The organism is Hydrogenophaga intermedia (assembly GCF_000723405.1).
Lineage (GTDB): Bacteria > Pseudomonadota > Gammaproteobacteria > Burkholderiales > Burkholderiaceae_C > Hydrogenophaga > Hydrogenophaga intermedia.
Genome location: NZ_CCAE010000014.1, coordinates 58,491 through 76,242, shown reverse-complemented (window position 1 = coordinate 76,242; position 17,752 = coordinate 58,491). Strand labels below are relative to the sequence as shown.

Sequence of the window (17,752 nt, the reverse complement as noted above, 5' to 3'; positions counted from 1 at the left end):
TCCCCGCCCGACCATGACCGACCCCCGCCACGCGCAGCCGCGCACTCCCCCCAGCGACGTGCCCTTCCTGCGGCAGGTCAAGAGCTACGTGCTGCGCGCGGGCCGCACCACCGCCGCGCAGGCCAAGGCCTATGAGGTGTATGGCCCGCGCTTCCTGCTGCCCTACGCGCCCGACCAGCGCTTCGACGCCAAGGCCGCTTTCGGTCGCACGGCCCCGCTGGTGCTGGAGATCGGCTTCGGCATGGGCGGCGCCACCGCCCACATCGCCAGCGTGCGACCGCAGGACGACTTCCTCTGCTGCGAGGTGCACGAGCCCGGCGTGGGCGCGTTGCTCAAGCTCGCGGGCGACGGCGGGCTGCAGAACATCCGCATCCTGCGCCACGACGCCGTCGAAGTGATGGACCACATGCTCGCCGACGCCAGCCTCGACGGCGTGCATGTCTTCTTCCCCGACCCCTGGCACAAGACCAAGCACCACAAGCGCCGCCTCATCCAGGGCCCGTTCGTGAACCGGCTGGCGCGCAAGCTCAAGCCCGGCGGCTACCTGCACCTGGCCACCGACTGGCAGCCCTACGCCGAGCAGATGCTGGAGGTGCTGCGCGCCGAGCCCTTGCTGCGCAACACCGTGGGCGACGAACACGGCGGCTATGCGCCCAAGCCCGACTACCGCCCGCTCACCAAGTTCGAGAACCGGGGCCTGAAGCTGGGCCACGGTGTGTGGGATCTGGTCTGGCGCCGGGTCTGAGCGAGAGGCTCATCATTCTTCCGTGAGGACTCCCGCCATCCCGGCAGGCGACTCACGGCCATGAGAAGTAACCTGTTCAGCACCAGTCCCGGCAAGCCCGTCATCGGGTCCGACAAGAAGCCAGCGGCGTCCCACGGTACCCCGGCTCAGTCCACCCCTCCGGCGCGTCCCACCACACCGCTGCCCCCCACACCGCGCTGCAAGGGCGCGACCGCTTCGTCGCGCTTCGCGGACAACCCGCTCCCGTTCAGCCTCTCCAACCATTCACCCGCCCGCCCGGCATCAAGCGCGCAGCCACCCGACACGCCCAAGCCTGTCGACGCTTCGCCGGCCCGGGTGTCGCCCCTCCAGGGCTTGTTGAACGGCATCCGGTCGACAGGGGATCTGGACCCGCTGATTCAATGGCTGGACCGTTCATGGCTGCTACCGAGCGACATCGACGCCCTGCACCAGTTGAGCGACCCGGACCTGCGGGCCATGCTGCAGGTCTGCGTCGACACCCGATTCAGCGGGTTCGATCGCCGGGTGCTGCTGCTTCACGCCTTCCACGTACTCGCCTTGCTGCCGGGCGCCGCAGGGCTTCGCCCGGACTATGAAGAGGCCATCCGGCGCTTATTCGGCGTCGACGCGGAGGGCATGGTCACCGCGAACCGCACCCTGGCGCATCTGATCGAGCTGCGGTTCACCGAGGCGGCCATGCGGTGCCTGGAGCCCCAGGTCTGCGCGCCGTACCTGAATGCCTATCGCGCCCTGTTCCACGGCGACCCAGCCGCCATGAAGCAACAGGGCACGGGAGCCGGCCTGAGGTTCACGCGCCTGAAGGCCCGCTGGAGCAGCGCGGAAATCGAGGCCCTCGAAATGGTGTGCGATTCCTGGGCCAAGGCCGGGCCCGAAGGCGTCGGTTTCGCGCTGACCCTGCTGCATGCGGTGACGGTAGAGCTGCCGGCGCAGGAGCAGCAACTGCCCTTGCTGCAGCAATGCCTGTCACTGCGCGAACGGCTGCAACCCAACGCCGACACCTCCCTCTCGGCCGCCAGCGCCCGCAAGCGCTCGGCCCTGTTCTGGTTGTCCGTCAAGCCGACGCCCGATGCCACGGGCCGCATCACGGACTTCGCCCCTCGGTTGATTGGCCGGCCACAGGACATCCAGCGCGCCCGCGACCGACTGCTCGACTGGATCCACAGCGAACTGCTGAACCCGCTGGGCGCGAGTTGGGAGGCATTGCAGGCGGTGATTTCCACAGTGGACACTGCGCTGCAACTGGACATACGCCAGGACTACCGGCTCTGGCTCGACCTGGCCTGCGGGGAGCTTCGGCGCGGCAATGGCTCGCCATTGAAGCGCTTGCTGCCCAAGCTCGACAAGGAGTGGCTGGACGAGAAAGCGCTGCTGGAGGTGCTGGACGCCTGGTGCTCGCAGCCATCGCTCCAGCCGGTGGATCGACTGGTGATGTTCAAGCTCATCATTGCCCTGCTGCCGGCCTACCCCGAGAGCGACAGCGCACACGTGGCTTGCCTGCAAGCCATGCGCCGGTTGATTGATACCGACATGCACGCCGATGCACAGCGCTTTTACCTGCAGACCCATTTCCCCCAGGGAATGGCCGCGCAATCGCCACTGGCGCGCCTGATGTGAAGCAGCCTCCACGCAGGCCATGAACCCCGTCCCCAGCCCCCTCCCCCCCGACCTCGCCCCCTGGCTGCAGGCCGAGCCCGAGCTCTTCAGCGACGCCCGGCTCGAGGACGAGGTGGTCAGCGGCACGCTCGGCCACGAGCACCCCATGGCCTGGCGCAGCCTCAGCGGCCTGGAGGCCGTCGAGGCCCTGACCCTGGTGGCGCCATCGCCCGCCGAACTCGACGCCATGCCAGACTGGCGGGACCCGGGCTGGTCCGTTTCGATGCCACACGTGGTCCACGGCGAGGCCATCACGCTCTGGTGGCACGCGGCCACGCAACAGGCCATGCTGGCGTCGCGCATCGCATTCGGCGAACTGGCACACGCGGCCGTCGCGCGCACGCTGCGTCTGCACCACGAGGCGCTGTTGCTGTGCCGGCAGCTCGCACAAGAGGCCTGGGCCGCCGCGAGGCCGCCGCAGGCAATCGCTCTGACAATCGCAGGCACCACACCGATGCTGCCCTTCGCCTGAGCCCGTGACCCACCGCCCGAAGAACCCGCTGATCCCCACGCGCGACGGCGTATCGCCCAGTTGCGTGGCCGTGCCCTTCACCAAGCCCCTGCCCTGGGCCTCGGCACTGCAGTTCCTGAGCGAGCGGCTGCCCGTGGTCTCGCCCGCCGAATGGGCGCAGCGCATGGCCCGCGGCGAGGTGCTGGACGACCACGGCCAGGCGGTGACGCCCGATGCCCCCTGCACGCCCGGCGCGCGGCTCTACTACTGGCGCCACCTCGACGACGAGGCCGAGATCCCGTTCGAGCCCGGCATCCTGTTCCAGGACGAGCACCTGCTGGTGGCCGACAAGCCGCACTTCATGCCCGTCACGCCCACGGGCCGCTACGTGCGCCACAGCCTCATGGTGCGGCTCAAGCAGCGCACGGGCATCGACACGCTCAACCCCATCCACCGCATCGACCGCGAGACCGCCGGTCTGGTGGTGTTCAACCTGCGCCCGCAGGACCGCAACGCCTACCACGCGCTGTTTCGCGAGCGTGCGGTCGTGAAGACCTACGAGGCCATCGCGCCGCACGACCCCACGCTGGCCATGCCGCTCACGCGCCTCAGCCGCATCGAGGAAGACGTGGAGGCCTTCTTTCGCATGGTGGAGGCCGAAGGCGAGCCCAACAGCGAGACGCGCATCGAGCGGCTGGAGGTGCGCGCTGCCTGGGCGCGCTATGGGCTGGCGCCGCTCACCGGCAAGCGCCACCAGTTGCGCGTGCACCTGGACGCGCTGGGCCTGCCCATCGCGGGCGACCAGTTCTACCCGCGCGTGCGGCGCGGCCCCGGCGAGCCCGAGGACTTCGCCGAACCGTTGCGCCTGCTCGCGCGCGCCATCGCCTTCACCGACCCGGTGACGGGCCGGCCGCGGCGGTTCGAGAGCGCGCGGGCACTGGACTGGCCACCGGACTGACCGGCAGTCGCCCACAGACGCAAGCGATCCCCTGAGGGGGAACCCAGGGTCAAGAAAGCATCGAACCTGCCGACGTGAGTGGCAGGCCGCTCTCGCCTTTTTGTCCGCTGTCGCGCTTTCGTCTTACATGCCCCGCACCACCATCGACACGCCCCCCGCCGTCGTGCAGGCCCTCAACCACGACGGTGCCGTTCTCCCGCCGCGCAGCTCCTGCGACGTCTTCTCCAAGGCCGAGGCCAAGGTGCAGTGCATGGTCTGCATCGCGCCGGCCATGAAGCGCTCCGCGCCCCACGTGGTGGTGGTGCTGATGGGCGCCGACCGCCACGACCAGCGCGAGGCGGCCACGGTGCTGCAACGCCTGCTCGGCGAAGGCTCGCCCACCCCGGTTGCCCTGCGCATCCTGCAGTCCGGTGGGGTCACGCTGATGCTGGCGCCCTGGACCGCGCGCGAACTGGTGCGCGGCGTGGCCGACTCGGTGTCGGCGAGCTGGCACCCGCAGCGCGTCACCGTGGACAGCGCCCGGCTCGACAGCGGCGGCGTGGTGGTGGTGCCCGGCCCGGGCTCGCAGGGCGACATGGCGGTGGAAATCCGCCAGGCGCTCGAGGATTTCGTGGCCGACACCGGCACCCTGTGGGAACACGCGCGGCGACTGCTCTCCAGCAAGGCCGAGCCCAAGCGCTGGGCGCTGCCGCTGGGCTGCAGCGTGATCGAGCGGCACGAGGGCCGACAGGTCTGCTGGGACATCGGCTTCGAGGACGTGAACAAGCTCGAACGCGCGGTGGCGCTGGTGGACGCGCGCCTGGCCATGGGGCGCGATCACCTGCTGCGCACCTGGGCCCCCGCCCACGAGGACGCCATCGAAACCTGCCTGCCCTCGATCTCGCTCATGGCGCTGACGCCTTCGCGCGATGCGCGCGCCCAACTGGCGCGCCTGCTGCGCAACGTGCTGTTCCAGATCGGCCGGCTGGGCTTCGTGGCCTCGCGCCCGGCCGACATGGTGGACACGTCGGGCCAGCCGGGCTGAACCCCCGGCACGAGAACCGGACACCGACCTCAGTCGTCCAACTGCCGCGCCAGCAGCCGGCTGACGTGAATGGCCTCGCGCTGCGCGCCGTCGTGGATCTGGTGGCGGCAGCTCGTGCCATCGGCAACCACGATGGCGTCGGGCTGCGCCCGCACCGCGGGCAGCAGACTGAGCTCGGCCATCTGCATCGACACCGCCTGGTGCGCGGCCTCGTAGCCGAAGCTGCCAGCCATGCCGCAGCAACTGCTCTCGATCAGCGTGGGCTGCGCGCCCGGCACCCAGCGCAGCACCTCCATGACCGGCGTGACGGCGTCGAAGGCCTTCTGGTGGCAGTGGCCGTGCACCAGCACCGGCTGCGACAGCGGCTGCAGCCGTGACTTGAGCGCCTCCAGCCGGCCGTCGCGCGCCTCCTGCGCCAGGAACTCCTCGAACAGCAGCGCCTTGTCCGCCACCACCTGCGCGCCCTCGCCCAGTCCCATCACCAGCAGCTCGTCGCGCAGGGTGAGCAGGCACGACGGCTCCAGCCCGACGATGGCCAGCCCGCGTTCGGCCAGCGGCTGCAGGCTGGCGAGCAGTTCACGCGCCTTCTCGCGCGCGGCGTCGACCATGCCGGCGGCCAGGTAGGTGCGTCCGCAGCACAGGTGACCAGCCGGCGCGCCAGGTTCCCCGTGTTTCGCGGCCACGTGCACCGTGTAGCCCGCCGCCTGCAGCACGCGCACGGCATCGCGCGCGTTCTCGTCCTCGAAGTGGCCGTTGAAGGTGTCCACGAACAGCACCACGCCGCGCTCGGCGGCCAGCACCTCCTCGCGGGTGGCCGTGCGCGGCGGATGGTTGAAGAAGTGGCGGCGGCGCCAGGCGGGCAGGCTGCGCGCCGCGCTCAGGCCCAGCCAGCGCTCGCCCAACGCGGCCAGCCAGGGCCAGCGGTTGCGCAGATTGAGCAGCGGCGCCAGCGGCGCCACGCGGTGCGCGTAATCGGGCAGGTGCGCGATGAGCCGGTCCTTGAGCGAATGGCCATGGCGTGCGTGGTGGTGGTGCAGCCACTCGGTCTTCATGCGGGCCATGTCCACGCCCGTGGGGCAGTCGCGCTTGCAGCCCTTGCAGCCCACGCACAGGTCCATGGCCTCGCGCACCGCGTCGCTGGTGAAGGCCTCGGGCCCCAAGAGGCCGTCGAGCTGACCGCTGAGGGCCAGGCGCAGGGTGTTGGCCCGCCCGCGCGTGAGGTGCTGCTCGTCGCGCGTGACGCGGTAGCTCGGGCACATGGTGCCGGCGTCGAACTGGCGGCAGTGCCCGTTGTTGTTGCACATCTCCACCGCCTTGGCCAGGCCCTGCGCCGGATCGCCGCCGGTGCCCGGCGCGCTGGTCTGCTCGCTCACCGGGTCGGTCTGCACGTTCCAGGCGCTCCAGTCCAGCGCGGTGCGGATCGGCACCACGCGGTAGCTGGGCGGAAAACGCATCAGCCGGGTGTCGTCCATCTTCGGTGGGTCGACCATGCGACGCGGGCACAGCAGGCCCTGCGGATCGAAGCGCTGCTTGATGGCGCGAAAGGCCTCGTTCAGGCGCGGGCCGAACTGCCATTCGATCCACTCGCCGCGGCACAGGCCGTCGCCGTGCTCGCCGCTGTAGGCGCCCTTGTAGCGGCGCACCAGCGCGCTGGCTTCCTCGGCGATGGCGCGCATCTTCGCAGCGCCACCCTGCGGGCCGTCGGTGCGCATGTCGAGAATGGGCCGCACGTGCAGCGTGCCCACCGAGGCGTGCGCGTACCAGGTGCCACGCGTGCCGTGCCGGCGGAACACCTGCGTCAGCGCGTCGGTGTACTCGGCCAGGCTCTCCAGCGGCACCGCGCAGTCCTCGATGAAGCTCACCGGCTTGCCGTCGCCGCGCAGGCTCATCATGATGTTCAGGCCCGCCTTGCGCACTTCCCACAGGCTCTTCTGCGGCGCGTCGTCGACCATCTCGACCACGCTGCCGGGCAGGCCCAGCTCGCCCATCAGCTCCACCAGCTCGCGCAGCTTGTGGCGGATGACGTCCTTGCTCGGGCCGCTGAACTCGACGAGCAGCACGGCGTCGGGCCGACCGCCGTTGATGTGCGGCGACAGCGCGGTGCGGATGGTGGGCGCGAAGGCGGGGTTCTTCAGCGACAGCTCGATCATGGTGCGATCGACCAGCTCGACCGCCGTGAGCTGGCCCACCGGCATGTTCTCGCCCAGCTTCACGATGTGCTGGGCGCTGTCCATGGCCTTGTAGAAGGTGGGGAAGTTCACCACCCCCAATACCTTGGCCTTCGGCAGCTCGCTCAGGCGCAGCGTGAGCGAGCGCGTGAGCGCCAGCGTGCCTTCGCTGCCGATGAGCAGGTGCGCCAGGTTGACCGAGCCGTCACCGGTGTAAGGCCTCGGGTTCTGGTTGCGAAAGACGTCGAGGTTGTAGCCGGCCACGCGGCGCAGCACCTTGGGCCAGTGCGCGTCGATTTCGCCGGCGTGCCGCGCCGCCAGGTCACGCACGAAGTCGCCGATGGCGCGCGCCTCGCCGCTGGCCTTGTCGTAGGCGCCGAAGTCCAGCAGTTGCCCGTCGGCCAGCCAGGCCTGGGCGCCCAGCACGTTGTGGACCATGTTGCCGTAGGCGATGGAGCGGCTGCCGCAGGAGTTGTTGCCCGCCATGCCGCCCAGCGTGGCCTGCGCGCTGGTGGACACGTCGACCGGGTACCACAGGCCCAGGGGCTTGAGCCGCGCGTTGAGGTGGTCGAGCACGATGCCCGGCTCGACCGTGGCGGTGCGCGCCTCGGCGTCCACGGCCAGCACGCGCCGCATGTGCTTGCTGTGATCGATCACCAGACCCGTGCCCACCGTCTGCCCGCACTGGCTGGTGCCGCCGCCGCGCGGCACCAGAGGTACGCGCAGCTGGCGGCACACCCGCAGCGCGGTGGCCACGTCGTCGGCAGTGGTGGGCACGAACACGCCCACCGGCATCTGCTGGTAGATGGAGGCGTCGGTGGCGTAGCGACCGCGGTCGGCGGGCGAGAACAGCACCTCGGCCTGCGTGTGCTGGCGCAGCTCGCGCGCCAGTTGCCCCGCCACCTCGCCGCCGACGCGCGCGGCCTGTTCGTAGGAGCGCTCGGCGTCGGCGCGGTCGAGCGCGAGGGGATCGGGTGCGTTCATGTGGGACTGGCGTTCTGGGCAGCGCGAATCTGCTCGATGACCACGTCGCGTTTGTGGTGCAGGTGTTGGGTCAGCACGCGCGCCAGGGCCGCGCCGTCACGCGCCTTCAGCGCGGCCACCATGGCCTCGTGTTCGGCCACGGCGCGCTGCCACTTCTCGCCGTCCTGGTTGGAACGGAAGCGCAGCGCCTGCAGCCGCGCATTGACCTGGTTGTAGGTGCTGGTGAGCACCGGGTTGCCCGCGGCCACGTTGATCGCGCGGTGGATGGCCGCGTTGAGCCGGTAGTAGGTGGAGAGGTCGCGCCGCGTGTAGGCGGCCAGCATCTCGAAATGCATGGCCTCGATCTCGGCCACCTCGGCGGCGCCGATGCGCTCGGCCGCCAGTTGGCCCGACAGGGCCTCGAGGCCCGCCATCACCTCGAAGGTGTGCCGCACATCCTCCTCATCGAGCTGCACCGCGACCGAACCGCGATTGGGCAGCAGCTCCACCAGGCCTTCGGCCGCGAGCATCTTGATGGCCTCGCGCAGCGGCGTGCGCGAGATGCGCAGCGCCTCGCACAGGGCGCGCTCGTTGAGCTTGGCGCCGGGCGCGATGTCGCCCTCCACAAGCATCTGGCGCAGGCGCGCGGCCACCTGTTCGTGCAACACGGGGCGGGGAATGCTGGGGGCCTGTTGGCTCATGAGTGAAATTTTGTATGCAAAAAATCAGCCGTCAATCCGGAGATTCCAGGGTGATTTTAGGGTGATCGCCATTGACATTTGCATTTTGAATACAAAAAATGGCCGCAAACCTGTCAACCGGCTTTCACCATGTTCACCACCGACGCCCACCCCACCGGCCGCCACTTCCTGCAGATCCCCGGCCCCTCGCCCGTGCCCGACCGGATCCTGCGCGCCATGAGCCTGCCCACCATCGACCACCGCGGCCCCGAATTCGGCCGCCTGGGTCTGAAGGTGCTGGCGGACATGAAGGCGATTTTCAAGACGCGCCACCCGGTGATGATCTATCCCGGCTCGGGCACCGGCGCCTGGGAGGCGGCCCTGGTCAACGTGCTGAGCCCCGGCGACCACGTGCTGATGTACGAGACCGGCCACTTCGCTTTCCTGTGGAACCAGCTCGCCACGCGCCTGGGCCTCAAGACCGAGGTACTGGGCCTGCCCGGCGCTGAAGGCTGGCGCCATGGCGTGCACGCCGACCGCATCGAGCAGCGCCTCAAGGCCGACAGCGCGCACAGCATCAAGGCCGTGTGCGTGGTGCACAACGAAACCTCCACGGGCGTGACGAGCGACATCGCCGCCGTGCGCCGCGCCATCGACGCCGCGAAGCACCCGGCGCTGCTGCTGGTGGACACCATCTCCGGCCTGGCCGGCGCCGACTACCGCCACGACGAGTGGGGTGTGGACGTGTCCATCAGCGGCTCGCAGAAGGGCCTGATGCTGCCGCCCGGCATCGGCTTCAACGCGCTCTCGCCCAAGGCCATCGAGGCCAGTGCCAAGGCCACCATGCCGCGCGCCTACTGGGGCTGGGCCGAGATGATCGAGATGAACAAGACCGGCTACTGGCCGTCCACGCCCAACACCAACCTGCTCTACGGCTTGAGCGAGGCCTGCGACATGCTGCTGGCCGACGGCCTGGAGCGTGTGTTCGCGCGCCACCAGCGCTGGGCCGCCGGCGTGCGCGCCGCCGTGCAGGCCTGGGGCCTGCCGATCCAGTGCGCCGACCCGGCCGTGTACTCGCCCATCCTCACCGGCGTGATGACGCCCGAGGGCGTGGACGCCGATGCGGTGCGCAAGCTGATCTACGAGCGCTTCGACTGCTCGCTGGGCACCGGCCTGGGCAAGGTCAAGGGCCGCATGTTCCGCATCGGCCACCTGGGCGACAGCAACGACCTGACGCTGGTGGCCACGGTGGCCGGCTGCGAGATGGGCCTCAAGCTGGCCGGCGTGCGCCTCGCCGGCTCGGGCGTGCAGGCCGTGATGGACCACTTCTCGGCCCATCCGGGCGGCCTGTTGCAAGGCACGCCCGCTGCAAAGGAAAAGGCCCAGCCCGCGATGGCCTGAGCCCGGACGACAGCGGCCCCGCAGCGTCCGTGGGCGGGGCCTGGCGCATTCAGCGGACGACAACCACACAGGAGACAAGCATGCCAACTCGCCACCGTTCACTTGCGGTCCTCACGCGACGGGCCGTCGCCACTGCACTCGGCGCCTCGGCGCTGCTGCTGGCCAGCGGCGCCGCGCACGCGCAGATGGAGATCAAGCTCGGCCACGTGGGCGGGCCCGGCTCGCTGTTCGAGCGCTCGGCCAACGAGTTCGCGCGCCTGGCCAACGAGCGCCTCGGCAACAAGGCCAAGGTGGTGGTGTTCGGCTCCAGCCAGCTCGGTGGCGACACGGAGATGATGCAGAAGCTGCGGCTGGGCACGCTGGAGCTGTCCATCCCCTCGACGGTGATGTCCTCCACCGTGCCGGCTTTCGGCATGTTCGAGATGCCGTACCTCGTGAAGAACCGCGAGCACATGATGGCCATCGAGAAGGCCGTGGTCTGGCCCGCGCTGGCGCCCATGGCCGACGAGAAGGGCTACAAGATCCTGGGCGTGTGGGAGAACGGCTTCCGCAACGTGACCAACAACGTGCGCCCCATCAACAAGCCCGAGGACCTGAAGGGCATGAAGCTGCGCGTGCCGCAGGGCGTGTGGCGCGTGAAGATGTTCCAGGCCTACGGTGCCAACCCCTCGCCGATGGCGCTGTCCGAGGTGTTCGTGGCGCTGCAGACCGGCGTGATGGACGGGCAGGAGAACCCGCTCACGCAGATCTACTCCTCCAAGTTCCAGGAGGTGCAGAAGTACCTCTCCATGACCGGCCACGTGTACACGCCGGCCTACCTGGCCGCGGGTTCGCGCAAGTTCGCCTCGCTGCCCGCCGATGTGCGTGCCGTGCTCGAGAAGACCGCCAAGGACGTTCAGCCCTTCGTCTACAAGACCGCGGCGGAGCTCGACAAGGAGCTGGTGGACAAGATCAAGGCCGCGGGCGTGCAGGTGAACGATCCCGACAAGAACGCGTTCATCGCCGCCAGCAAGGCCGTGTACGCCGACTTCGGCAAGGAAGTACCCGAGGGCGGCAAGCTGGTGGACACCGCGGTCGAACTGGGCGCGAAGTTCTGAGGCCCGCCCCATCGTGCTGAGATCACTGCGACTCGCGTTCGAACGAACGCTCACGGCCTTCGTCATCCTGCTGCTGGGCTCGCTGGCGGTCATCGTCCTCATGGGCGTGGCCTACCGCAAGCTCGGCATCCCCATGGTCTGGTACGACGAGGTCGCCTCGATCGCCCTGGCCTGGCTCACCTACTACGGGGCCGGACTGGCGGCGCTCAAACGCTCGCACATCGGATTCCCCGGGCTGGTCAACGCCATGCCGCCGCACCTGCGCGTGCCCCTGGTGCTGCTGGGCGAGGGCATCGTGATCCTGTTCTTCGCGCTGCTCGGCTGGTTCGGCTACGAGGTGCTGGTCATCCTCGAAGGCGATGCCATGGTCAGCCTGCCCTGGGTGCCGACGCGGGTGACGCAATCGGTCATCCCGATCGGCTCGCTGGTGTTCATCGTGGCGCAACTGCTCACGCTGCCCGAGCTGCTGCGCCAGGCGCGCGGCGAAGGCGTGATCGATGCCGAGAAGCAGGAAATGCAACGCGAAATCGAAAAGGCAATGCAATCATGATGGCGCTCGGCATGTTCGTCGGCCTGCTGGCCCTCATCCTGATCAACGTGCCCATCGCCGTGGCGCTGGGCGCGGTGGCCATGGCCGCCATGGTGTGGCACGGCGGCATGGAATCCCTGCTCGGCGCGGCCATCACCATGTTCAACGGCGCCACCAGCTTTCCGCTGCTGGCGATCCCGCTGTTCGTGCTGGCCGGCGCCATCATGAATTCCTCCAGCCTGTCGCGCCGGCTCATCGCCTTCGCCTCGGCGCTCTTCGGCTTCATCAAGGGCGGCCTGGCGATGGTCAACATCGGCACCTCGCTGTTCTTCGCCGAGATCTCCGGCTCGGCCGTGGCCGACGTCGCGGCCATGGGCTCGATCCTGGTGCCGGCGATGAAGAAGAAGGGCTACCCGAAGGAGTTCGCGGCGGCGGTCACCTCGTCGTCGGCCACGCTGGCGATCATCATCCCGCCGTCCATTCCGATGATCCTGTACGCGGTGATGGCCGAGGCCTCGGTGGTGCAGCTCTTCGTGGCCGGCATCATCCCCGGCGTCCTCGGCGGCGGCGGCATGATGGCCCTGGCCTACTGGTATGCGCGGCGCTACAACTACCCGGTCGAGGAGGTGTTCAGCTGGCAGCGCGTGCGGGCCACCTTCAAGGACGCGGCCTGGGCCTTCCTGCTGCCCATGATCATCCTGGGTGGCATTTTCGGCGGCGTGGTCACCGCCACCGAGGGCGCGGCACTGGCGGTGCTGGCGGCCCTGTTCATCGGTGGTGTCATCTACCGAGAGCTCAACTTCAAGCACCTCTACGAGTCGATGGTGGAGGGCAGCATCCAGACCGCGGTGGTGATGCTGCTGGTGGCGTCCTCCGCGCTGCTCGGCCACCTGCTCACCGAGCAGCAGATGCCGCAGCAACTGGCGGCCTGGATCGCCTCGCTGACCGACAACAAGTGGGCGGTACTGGCCATCCTCAACATCTTCTTCCTGGTGGCGGGGCTGTTCCTGCACTCGGCGGCGGCCATCATCCTGGTGGTGCCGATCGTGATGCCGCTGGTCAAGGCCGTGGGCATCGACCCGGTGCACTTCGGCCTGATCGTCACGCTCAACCTGGGCATCGGCCAGCAGACGCCGCCGGTGGCCAGCGTGCTGGCCACGGCCTGCTCCATCGCCAAGGCCGACATGTGGAAGGTGACACGCGTGAACCTGCCCTTCATCGGCGTGCTCATGGCCCTGCTGCTGCTGGTGACCTACGTGCCGGCGGTGCCGATGTTCCTGGTGGACGTGTTCTACCGATGAGCGACAGCGACGACAGCGGCCGCGTCGCGCTGCGCATCGAGGACGGCATCGCGACCCTGGTGTTCGACCGCCCCGCCGCGCGCAACGCCATGACCTGGCGCATGTACCAGCAGCTCGGTGAGGCTTGCGAACGCCTGGCGAACGACGCCAGCGTGCGTGCCGTGCTGATGCGCGGCGCCGGCGGGCAGGCCTTCGTGGCGGGCACCGACATCGCGCAGTTCGCGGACTTTCGCGGCGGCGAGGACGGCATCGCCTACGAGCGCCAGATCGACGCCGGCATCGCCCAACTGGCGGCCCTGCCCATGCCCACCATCGCGCTGGTGGAAGGCTGGTCCGTGGGCGGCGGCCTGGCCATCGCCACCGCCTGCGACTTCCGCCTGGCCACACCGGGCGCGAAGTTCGGCGTGCCGATCGCGCGCACCCTGGGCAACGGCCTGTCGGTGGCCAACATCGCGCGGCTGCGCGCCGCCTGGGGCCACGAGCGCGTCAAGCGCATGCTGCTGCTGGCCGAGATGGTGGGTGCCGACGAAGCACTGGCCTGCGGCTACCTGCACGCGCTGGTGGCGCCCGAGGCGCTGGGCGACGAGGGCCTGGCGCTGGCGCGGCGCCTGGCCGCGCTGGCGCCGGTGACACAGCGCGTGAGCAAGGCCGCGCTGCAACGCCTGGCGGTGCACGACCTGCCCGAAGGCGACGACCTCATCCGCGCCGTCTACGGCAGCGCCGATTTCCGCGAGGGCGTGCGCGCCTTCCTCGACAAGCGCTCCCCCGTGTGGAAAGGACAGTGAACATGCAGCGGCCTGTTTCCGCCGGCCCACTGGCCGGCCTGCGCGTGCTTGAACTCAGCCAGATCATGTCCGGCCCCACCTGCGGCCTGCTGCTGGCCGACCTGGGCGCCGAGGTGATCAAGATCGAGAAGCTGCCCGGCGGCGACGATTCGCGCGGCTACCGCGACCCGCAGGTCAATGGCGTGTCGGCGCCGTTCATGATGTTGAACCGCCACAAGCGCGGCCTGGCGCTCAACCTCAAGCTCGAGCGTGGCCAGCAGGTGCTCAAGCGCCTGGTGGAGAACGCCGACGTGCTGGTGGAGAACTTCCGTCTGGGCACCATGGACAAGCTGGGCCTGGGCTACGACACGCTCTCGGCCATCAACCCGGCCCTCATCTACTGCGCCATCACCGGCTACGGCCGCACCGGCCCCTACGCCGACAAGGGCGGCTTCGACCTCATCGCGCAGGGCTTCGCGGGGCTGATGTCGGTCACCGGCGAACCCGGCCGCCCACCCGTGAAAGGCGGCAACGCGGTGTCGGACATGAACGCCGGCATCCTCGCCACCGTGGGCATCCTGGCCGCGTACATCCACCGCCTGAAAACCGGCCAGGGCCAGATCGTCGACACCTCACTGGCCGACGCCGCGCTGCAGCAGACCTACTGGCACGCGGCGGTGTGGTTCGCCACGCAGCGATCGCCCCAGCCCACCGGCTCGGCCCACCTGCTGACTGCGCCCTACCAGGCCTTCGAGGCCAGCGACGGCTGGATCAACATCGGCGGCGCGAACCAGGCCAACTGGGAGCGCATCTGCGAGGTGCTGGGCCACCCCGAGTGGCGCGCCGACCCGCGCTTCGCCAGCAACAGCGAGCGCATGGCGCACCTGGACGAACTGGTCGAACGGATCAATGCCGTGGTGCGCACCCGCAGCCGCGCCGACTGGCAGGCCGCCTTCGACGCGGCCGGCGTGCCGGCCGGCCCGGTGCACACCATCGGCGAAGCCCTGAGCCACCCGCAGACGCTGGCGCGCGGCATGGTGGTGGAGACCGTGCACCCGCAGGCCGGGCCCACGCGCGGCGTGGGCTGTCCGATCCACTTCAGCGCCACGCCCACGCCGGCCAGCACGGCGGCACCGCTGCTGGGCCAGCACACGCGCGACCTGCTGCGCGAGGCCGGCTACGGCGACGCGCAGATCGATGAACTGATCGACGAAGGCGTGGTGGCGCAGGCGGCCTGAGCCGCCCGGCGGATCAGACCCGCTCGGCCACCCAGCCCTGCACCGAGGCCAGGGCCTTGGCCAGGCCACTGGCGTCGGTGCCGCCGGCCATGGCCATGTCGGGCTTGCCGCCGCCCTTGCCGCCCACCTGCTGGGCGACGAAGTTCACCAGCTCACCGGCCTTGACCTTGCCCACGCTGTCGGCCGTGACGCCGGCGGCGAGTTGCACCTTGCCGCCGTCCACCGCCGCCAACACGATGGCCGCGCTCTTGAGCTTGTCCTTGAGTTTGTCCATGGTGTCGCGCAGGGTCTTGGCATCGGCGCCGTCCAGCGTGGCGGCCAGCACCTTCAGGCCTTTCACGTCCACCGCGCGGCCCATCAGCTCGTCGCCCTGGTTCGAGGCCAACTTGCCCTTGAGCGCGGCGATCTCTTTCTCCAGCGCCTTGATCTGCTCCAGCGTCTGGCCCACGCGTGTGGTGAGTTCGGCCACCGGCGCCTTCAGCGCGCCCGCGGCCTGCGCCACGGTGCTCTCCAGCGACTGCAGGTAGGCCAGCGCGTTCTCGCCGGTGATGGCCTCGATGCGGCGCACGCCGGCGGCCACGCCGCCCTCGCCCACCACCTTGAACAGGCCGATGTCACCGGTGCGCTGCACGTGCGTGCCGCCGCACAGCTCGCGGCTGGTGCCGATGTCGAGCACGCGCACGGTGTCGCCGTATTTCTCGCCGAACAGCATCATGGCGCCGGTCTTCTGGGCCGCTTCGATGTCCATCAGGCGCGCCTGCGTGGCCGCATTGGCCAGGATCTCGGCGTTCACCAGGGCCTCGATGCGGCGGATCTGCTCGTCTGTCACCGGCGCGTTGTGCGCGAAGTCGAAGCGCGTGCGCTCGGCGTTCACCAGCGAGCCCTTCTGCTGCACGTGATCGCCCAGCACCTCGCGCAGGGCCTTGTGCATCAGGTGGGTGGCGCTGTGGTTGCGCACCGTGGCGGCGCGCAGGGCGGTGTTGACGCGCGCGGTGACGGCGTCGCCCACCTTCAGCGTGCCCTGCGACAGGCTGCCGTGGTGGCCGAACACGTCGGCCTTGATCTTTTGCGTGTCGGCCACGTCGAAGCGCGTGCCGCTGCCGGCCACGATCTCGCCCTGGTCGCCCACCTGGCCGCCGGCCTCGGAATAGAAGGGCGTGCTGTCGAGCACGACCACGCCGGCCTGGCCCGGCCGCAGCTCCTGCACGGCCGCGCCTTCGTGGTACAGCGCCACCACCTTGGCCGGCGCTTCCAGCGCCTCGTAGCCCACGAACGCATTGCCCGCGCCCGTGTACTCCAGCGCCTTGTCCATCTTGAACTTGCCGGCCGCGCGCGCCTGCGCCTTCTGGCGCTCCATGGCGGTGTCGAAGCCGGCCTCGTCCACCGTCACGCCGCGCTCGCGGCAGACGTCGTTGGTGAGGTCCAGCGGGAATCCGTAGGTGTCGTGCAGCTTGAAGGCGACCTCGCCCGGCAGCACCTTCTGATCGCCCGCGAGCGCGGCGTCGAGGATTTCCATGCCATTGGCCAGGGTCTCGTAGAAGCGCTCCTCCTCGGCCTTGAGCACCTCGGTGATGCGCTGCGCCTGTCTGGCCAGGTTCGGGTAGGCCGCGCCCATCTTGTCCACCAGCACGGGCACCAGCTTGTGGAAGAAGGGCGTCTTCTGGCCCAGCTTGTAGCCGTGGCGGATGGCGCGGCGGATGATGCGGCGCTGCACGTAGCCGCGGCCTTCGTTGCCGGGGATCACGCCGTCGCTCACCAGGAAGGCGGTGGCGCGGATGTGGTCGGCGATGACCTTGAGCGACGGATTGGCGAGGTCGGTGGTGTGCGTCTCTCGCGCGGCGGCGCCGATCAGCGCTTCGAAGATGTCGATCTCGTAGTTGCTGTGCACGTGCTGCAGGATGGCGGCCAGGCGCTCCAGGCCCATGCCGGTGTCCACGCAGGGCGCGGGCAGCTTCACCACGCTGCCGTCTTCCTTCATGTCGAACTGCATGAACACGTGGTTCCAGATCTCGATGAAGCGGTCGCCGTCTTCGTCCGGGCTGCCCGGGGGGCCGCCGGGGATGTGCGGGCCGTGGTCGTAGAAGATCTCCGAGCAGGGGCCGCACGGGCCGGTGTCGGCCATCATCCAGAAGTTGTCGCTCTTGTACTTGCCGCCCTTGTTGTCGCCGATGCGCACGATGCGGTCGGCGGGCAGGCCGATTTCCTTGTGCCAGATGTCGTAGGCCTCGTCGTCGTCGATGTAGACCGTGGCCAGCAGGCGCTCCTTGGGCAGCTTGTAGACCTCGGTCAGCAGCTCCCATCCCCACTTGAGCGATTCGCGCTTGAAGTAGTCCCCGAAGCTCCAGTTGCCCAGCATCTCGAAGAAGGTGTGGTGGCGCGCGGTGTAGCCCACGTTCTCCAGGTCGTTGTGCTTGCCGCCGGCCCGCAGGCAGGCCTGCACGGAGGCCGCACGCACGTAGGGGCGCTTGTCGGTGCCCAGGAACACGTCCTTGAACTGCACCATGCCCGAGTTGGTGAACATGAGCGTGGGGTCGTTGCCCGGCACCAGGGGGCTGGACGGGACCACGGTGTGACCCTTGGAAGCAAAGAAGTCCAGGAAGCTCTTGCGGATGTCGGCGACGGAGACGGGGGCGGTCATGGGGGCCTTTTCTGGCTGCGGGTGTCGGGCGCGTGCCGTGCACGCGAACCCGGTATTTTCCAACATGCCGAAGGACTATGCTGATGCCCCGAACAGGCGCACAATCGCCCCGATTTATTTA

Annotated in this window: 14 protein-coding genes; 11 read left to right on the top strand and 3 right to left on the bottom strand. The window is 69.4% G+C overall.

The features are described from left to right. The first annotated feature begins 13 nt into the window (after window positions 1-13). The 5 genes from trmB to BN948_RS10880 all read left to right on the top strand — a co-directional run bounded on the left by trmB (window position 14) and on the right by BN948_RS10880 (window position 4,852). The gene (gene trmB / locus BN948_RS10905; protein WP_035621633.1) at window positions 14-745 is read left to right on the top strand and encodes a tRNA (guanosine(46)-N7)-methyltransferase TrmB; all 732 of its coding nucleotides are present in this window, start codon (window positions 14-16) and stop codon (window positions 743-745) included. Window positions 746-1,102: 357 nt separating this feature from the next. Beyond that, entirely contained in the window at window positions 1,103-2,380 is a 1,278-nt protein-coding gene (locus tag BN948_RS10895; RefSeq protein WP_138820159.1) for a hypothetical protein, read from the top strand. Between the two features lie 19 nt (window positions 2,381-2,399). Beyond that, entirely contained in the window at window positions 2,400-2,891 is a 492-nt protein-coding gene (locus BN948_RS10890) for a hypothetical protein (RefSeq protein WP_009518953.1), read from the top strand. A gap of 4 nt (window positions 2,892-2,895) precedes the next feature. Next, window positions 2,896-3,828 (top strand): pseudouridine synthase, encoded by a 933-nt coding sequence (locus tag BN948_RS10885; RefSeq protein WP_009518952.1) that lies wholly within the window; start codon window positions 2,896-2,898, stop codon window positions 3,826-3,828. Window positions 3,829-3,955: 127 nt separating this feature from the next. Next, on the top strand, window positions 3,956-4,852 hold the full coding sequence (locus BN948_RS10880) for a hypothetical protein (protein WP_009518951.1): 897 nt from the start codon (window positions 3,956-3,958) through the stop codon (window positions 4,850-4,852). Window positions 4,853-4,881: 29 nt separating this feature from the next. Here the strand turns inward: BN948_RS10880 and BN948_RS10875 are convergent, their stop codons facing one another. Continuing rightward, window positions 4,882-8,004, bottom strand: a complete 3,123-nt coding sequence (locus BN948_RS10875) for an FAD-binding and (Fe-S)-binding domain-containing protein (protein WP_009518949.1) — start codon at window positions 8,002-8,004, stop codon at window positions 4,882-4,884. Beyond that, on the bottom strand, window positions 8,001-8,684 hold the full coding sequence (locus tag BN948_RS10870; protein ID WP_009518948.1) for a GntR family transcriptional regulator: 684 nt from the start codon (window positions 8,682-8,684) through the stop codon (window positions 8,001-8,003). The genes BN948_RS10875 and BN948_RS10870 overlap by 4 nt, the downstream gene beginning before the upstream one ends. 129 nt (window positions 8,685-8,813) lie before the next feature. On the opposite strand from BN948_RS10870, the gene BN948_RS10865 reads away from it, so the two are divergent. The 6 genes from BN948_RS10865 to BN948_RS10840 all read left to right on the top strand — a co-directional run bounded on the left by BN948_RS10865 (window position 8,814) and on the right by BN948_RS10840 (window position 14,993). Beyond that, complete coding sequence (locus BN948_RS10865; protein ID WP_009518946.1) at window positions 8,814-10,064, top strand: pyridoxal-phosphate-dependent aminotransferase family protein; 1,251 nt, start codon at window positions 8,814-8,816, stop codon at window positions 10,062-10,064. An 80-nt stretch (window positions 10,065-10,144) separates the two neighbouring features. Then, window positions 10,145-11,161 carry a TRAP transporter substrate-binding protein gene (locus BN948_RS10860; RefSeq protein ID WP_009518945.1) on the top strand — a complete coding sequence of 339 codons (1,017 nt, stop codon included), beginning with the start codon at window positions 10,145-10,147 and terminating at the stop codon, window positions 11,159-11,161. 13 nt (window positions 11,162-11,174) lie between these two features. Next, window positions 11,175-11,711: a TRAP transporter small permease gene (locus BN948_RS10855; RefSeq protein WP_009518944.1), complete on the top strand. Its 537-nt coding sequence runs from the start codon at window positions 11,175-11,177 to the stop codon at window positions 11,709-11,711. Then, entirely contained in the window at window positions 11,708-12,991 is a 1,284-nt protein-coding gene (locus BN948_RS10850) for a TRAP transporter large permease (protein ID WP_009518942.1), read from the top strand. Before BN948_RS10855 ends, BN948_RS10850 begins: the two co-directional genes overlap by 4 nt. Then, entirely contained in the window at window positions 12,988-13,776 is a 789-nt protein-coding gene (locus BN948_RS10845) for an enoyl-CoA hydratase/isomerase family protein (protein WP_009518941.1), read from the top strand. The genes BN948_RS10850 and BN948_RS10845 overlap by 4 nt, the downstream gene beginning before the upstream one ends. 2 nt (window positions 13,777-13,778) lie before the next feature. Beyond that, on the top strand, window positions 13,779-14,993 hold the full coding sequence (locus BN948_RS10840) for a CaiB/BaiF CoA transferase family protein (protein ID WP_009518940.1): 1,215 nt from the start codon (window positions 13,779-13,781) through the stop codon (window positions 14,991-14,993). 13 nt (window positions 14,994-15,006) lie between these two features. Here BN948_RS10840 and alaS read toward each other — a convergent pair whose 3' ends face one another. Beyond that, window positions 15,007-17,631, bottom strand: a complete 2,625-nt coding sequence (gene alaS, locus BN948_RS10835; protein ID WP_009518939.1) for an alanine--tRNA ligase — start codon at window positions 17,629-17,631, stop codon at window positions 15,007-15,009. Window positions 17,632-17,752: the final 121 nt, after the last annotated feature.

Coding starts and splice junctions, on each gene's coding strand:
- trmB (WP_035621633.1), top strand. CDS start 14: ATGACCGACCCCCGCCACGCGCAGCCGCGCACTCCCCCCAGCGACGTG.
- BN948_RS10890 (WP_009518953.1), top strand. CDS start 2,400: ATGAACCCCGTCCCCAGCCCCCTCCCCCCCGACCTCGCCCCCTGGCTG.
- BN948_RS10880 (WP_009518951.1), top strand. CDS start 3,956: ATGCCCCGCACCACCATCGACACGCCCCCCGCCGTCGTGCAGGCCCTC.
- BN948_RS10875 (WP_009518949.1), bottom strand. CDS start 8,004: ATGAACGCACCCGATCCCCTCGCGCTCGACCGCGCCGACGCCGAGCGC.
- BN948_RS10870 (WP_009518948.1), bottom strand. CDS start 8,684: ATGAGCCAACAGGCCCCCAGCATTCCCCGCCCCGTGTTGCACGAACAG.
- BN948_RS10865 (WP_009518946.1), top strand. CDS start 8,814: ATGTTCACCACCGACGCCCACCCCACCGGCCGCCACTTCCTGCAGATC.
- BN948_RS10860 (WP_009518945.1), top strand. CDS start 10,145: ATGCCAACTCGCCACCGTTCACTTGCGGTCCTCACGCGACGGGCCGTC.
- BN948_RS10850 (WP_009518942.1), top strand. CDS start 11,708: ATGATGGCGCTCGGCATGTTCGTCGGCCTGCTGGCCCTCATCCTGATC.
- BN948_RS10845 (WP_009518941.1), top strand. CDS start 12,988: ATGAGCGACAGCGACGACAGCGGCCGCGTCGCGCTGCGCATCGAGGAC.
- BN948_RS10840 (WP_009518940.1), top strand. CDS start 13,779: ATGCAGCGGCCTGTTTCCGCCGGCCCACTGGCCGGCCTGCGCGTGCTT.
- alaS (WP_009518939.1), bottom strand. CDS start 17,631: ATGACCGCCCCCGTCTCCGTCGCCGACATCCGCAAGAGCTTCCTGGAC.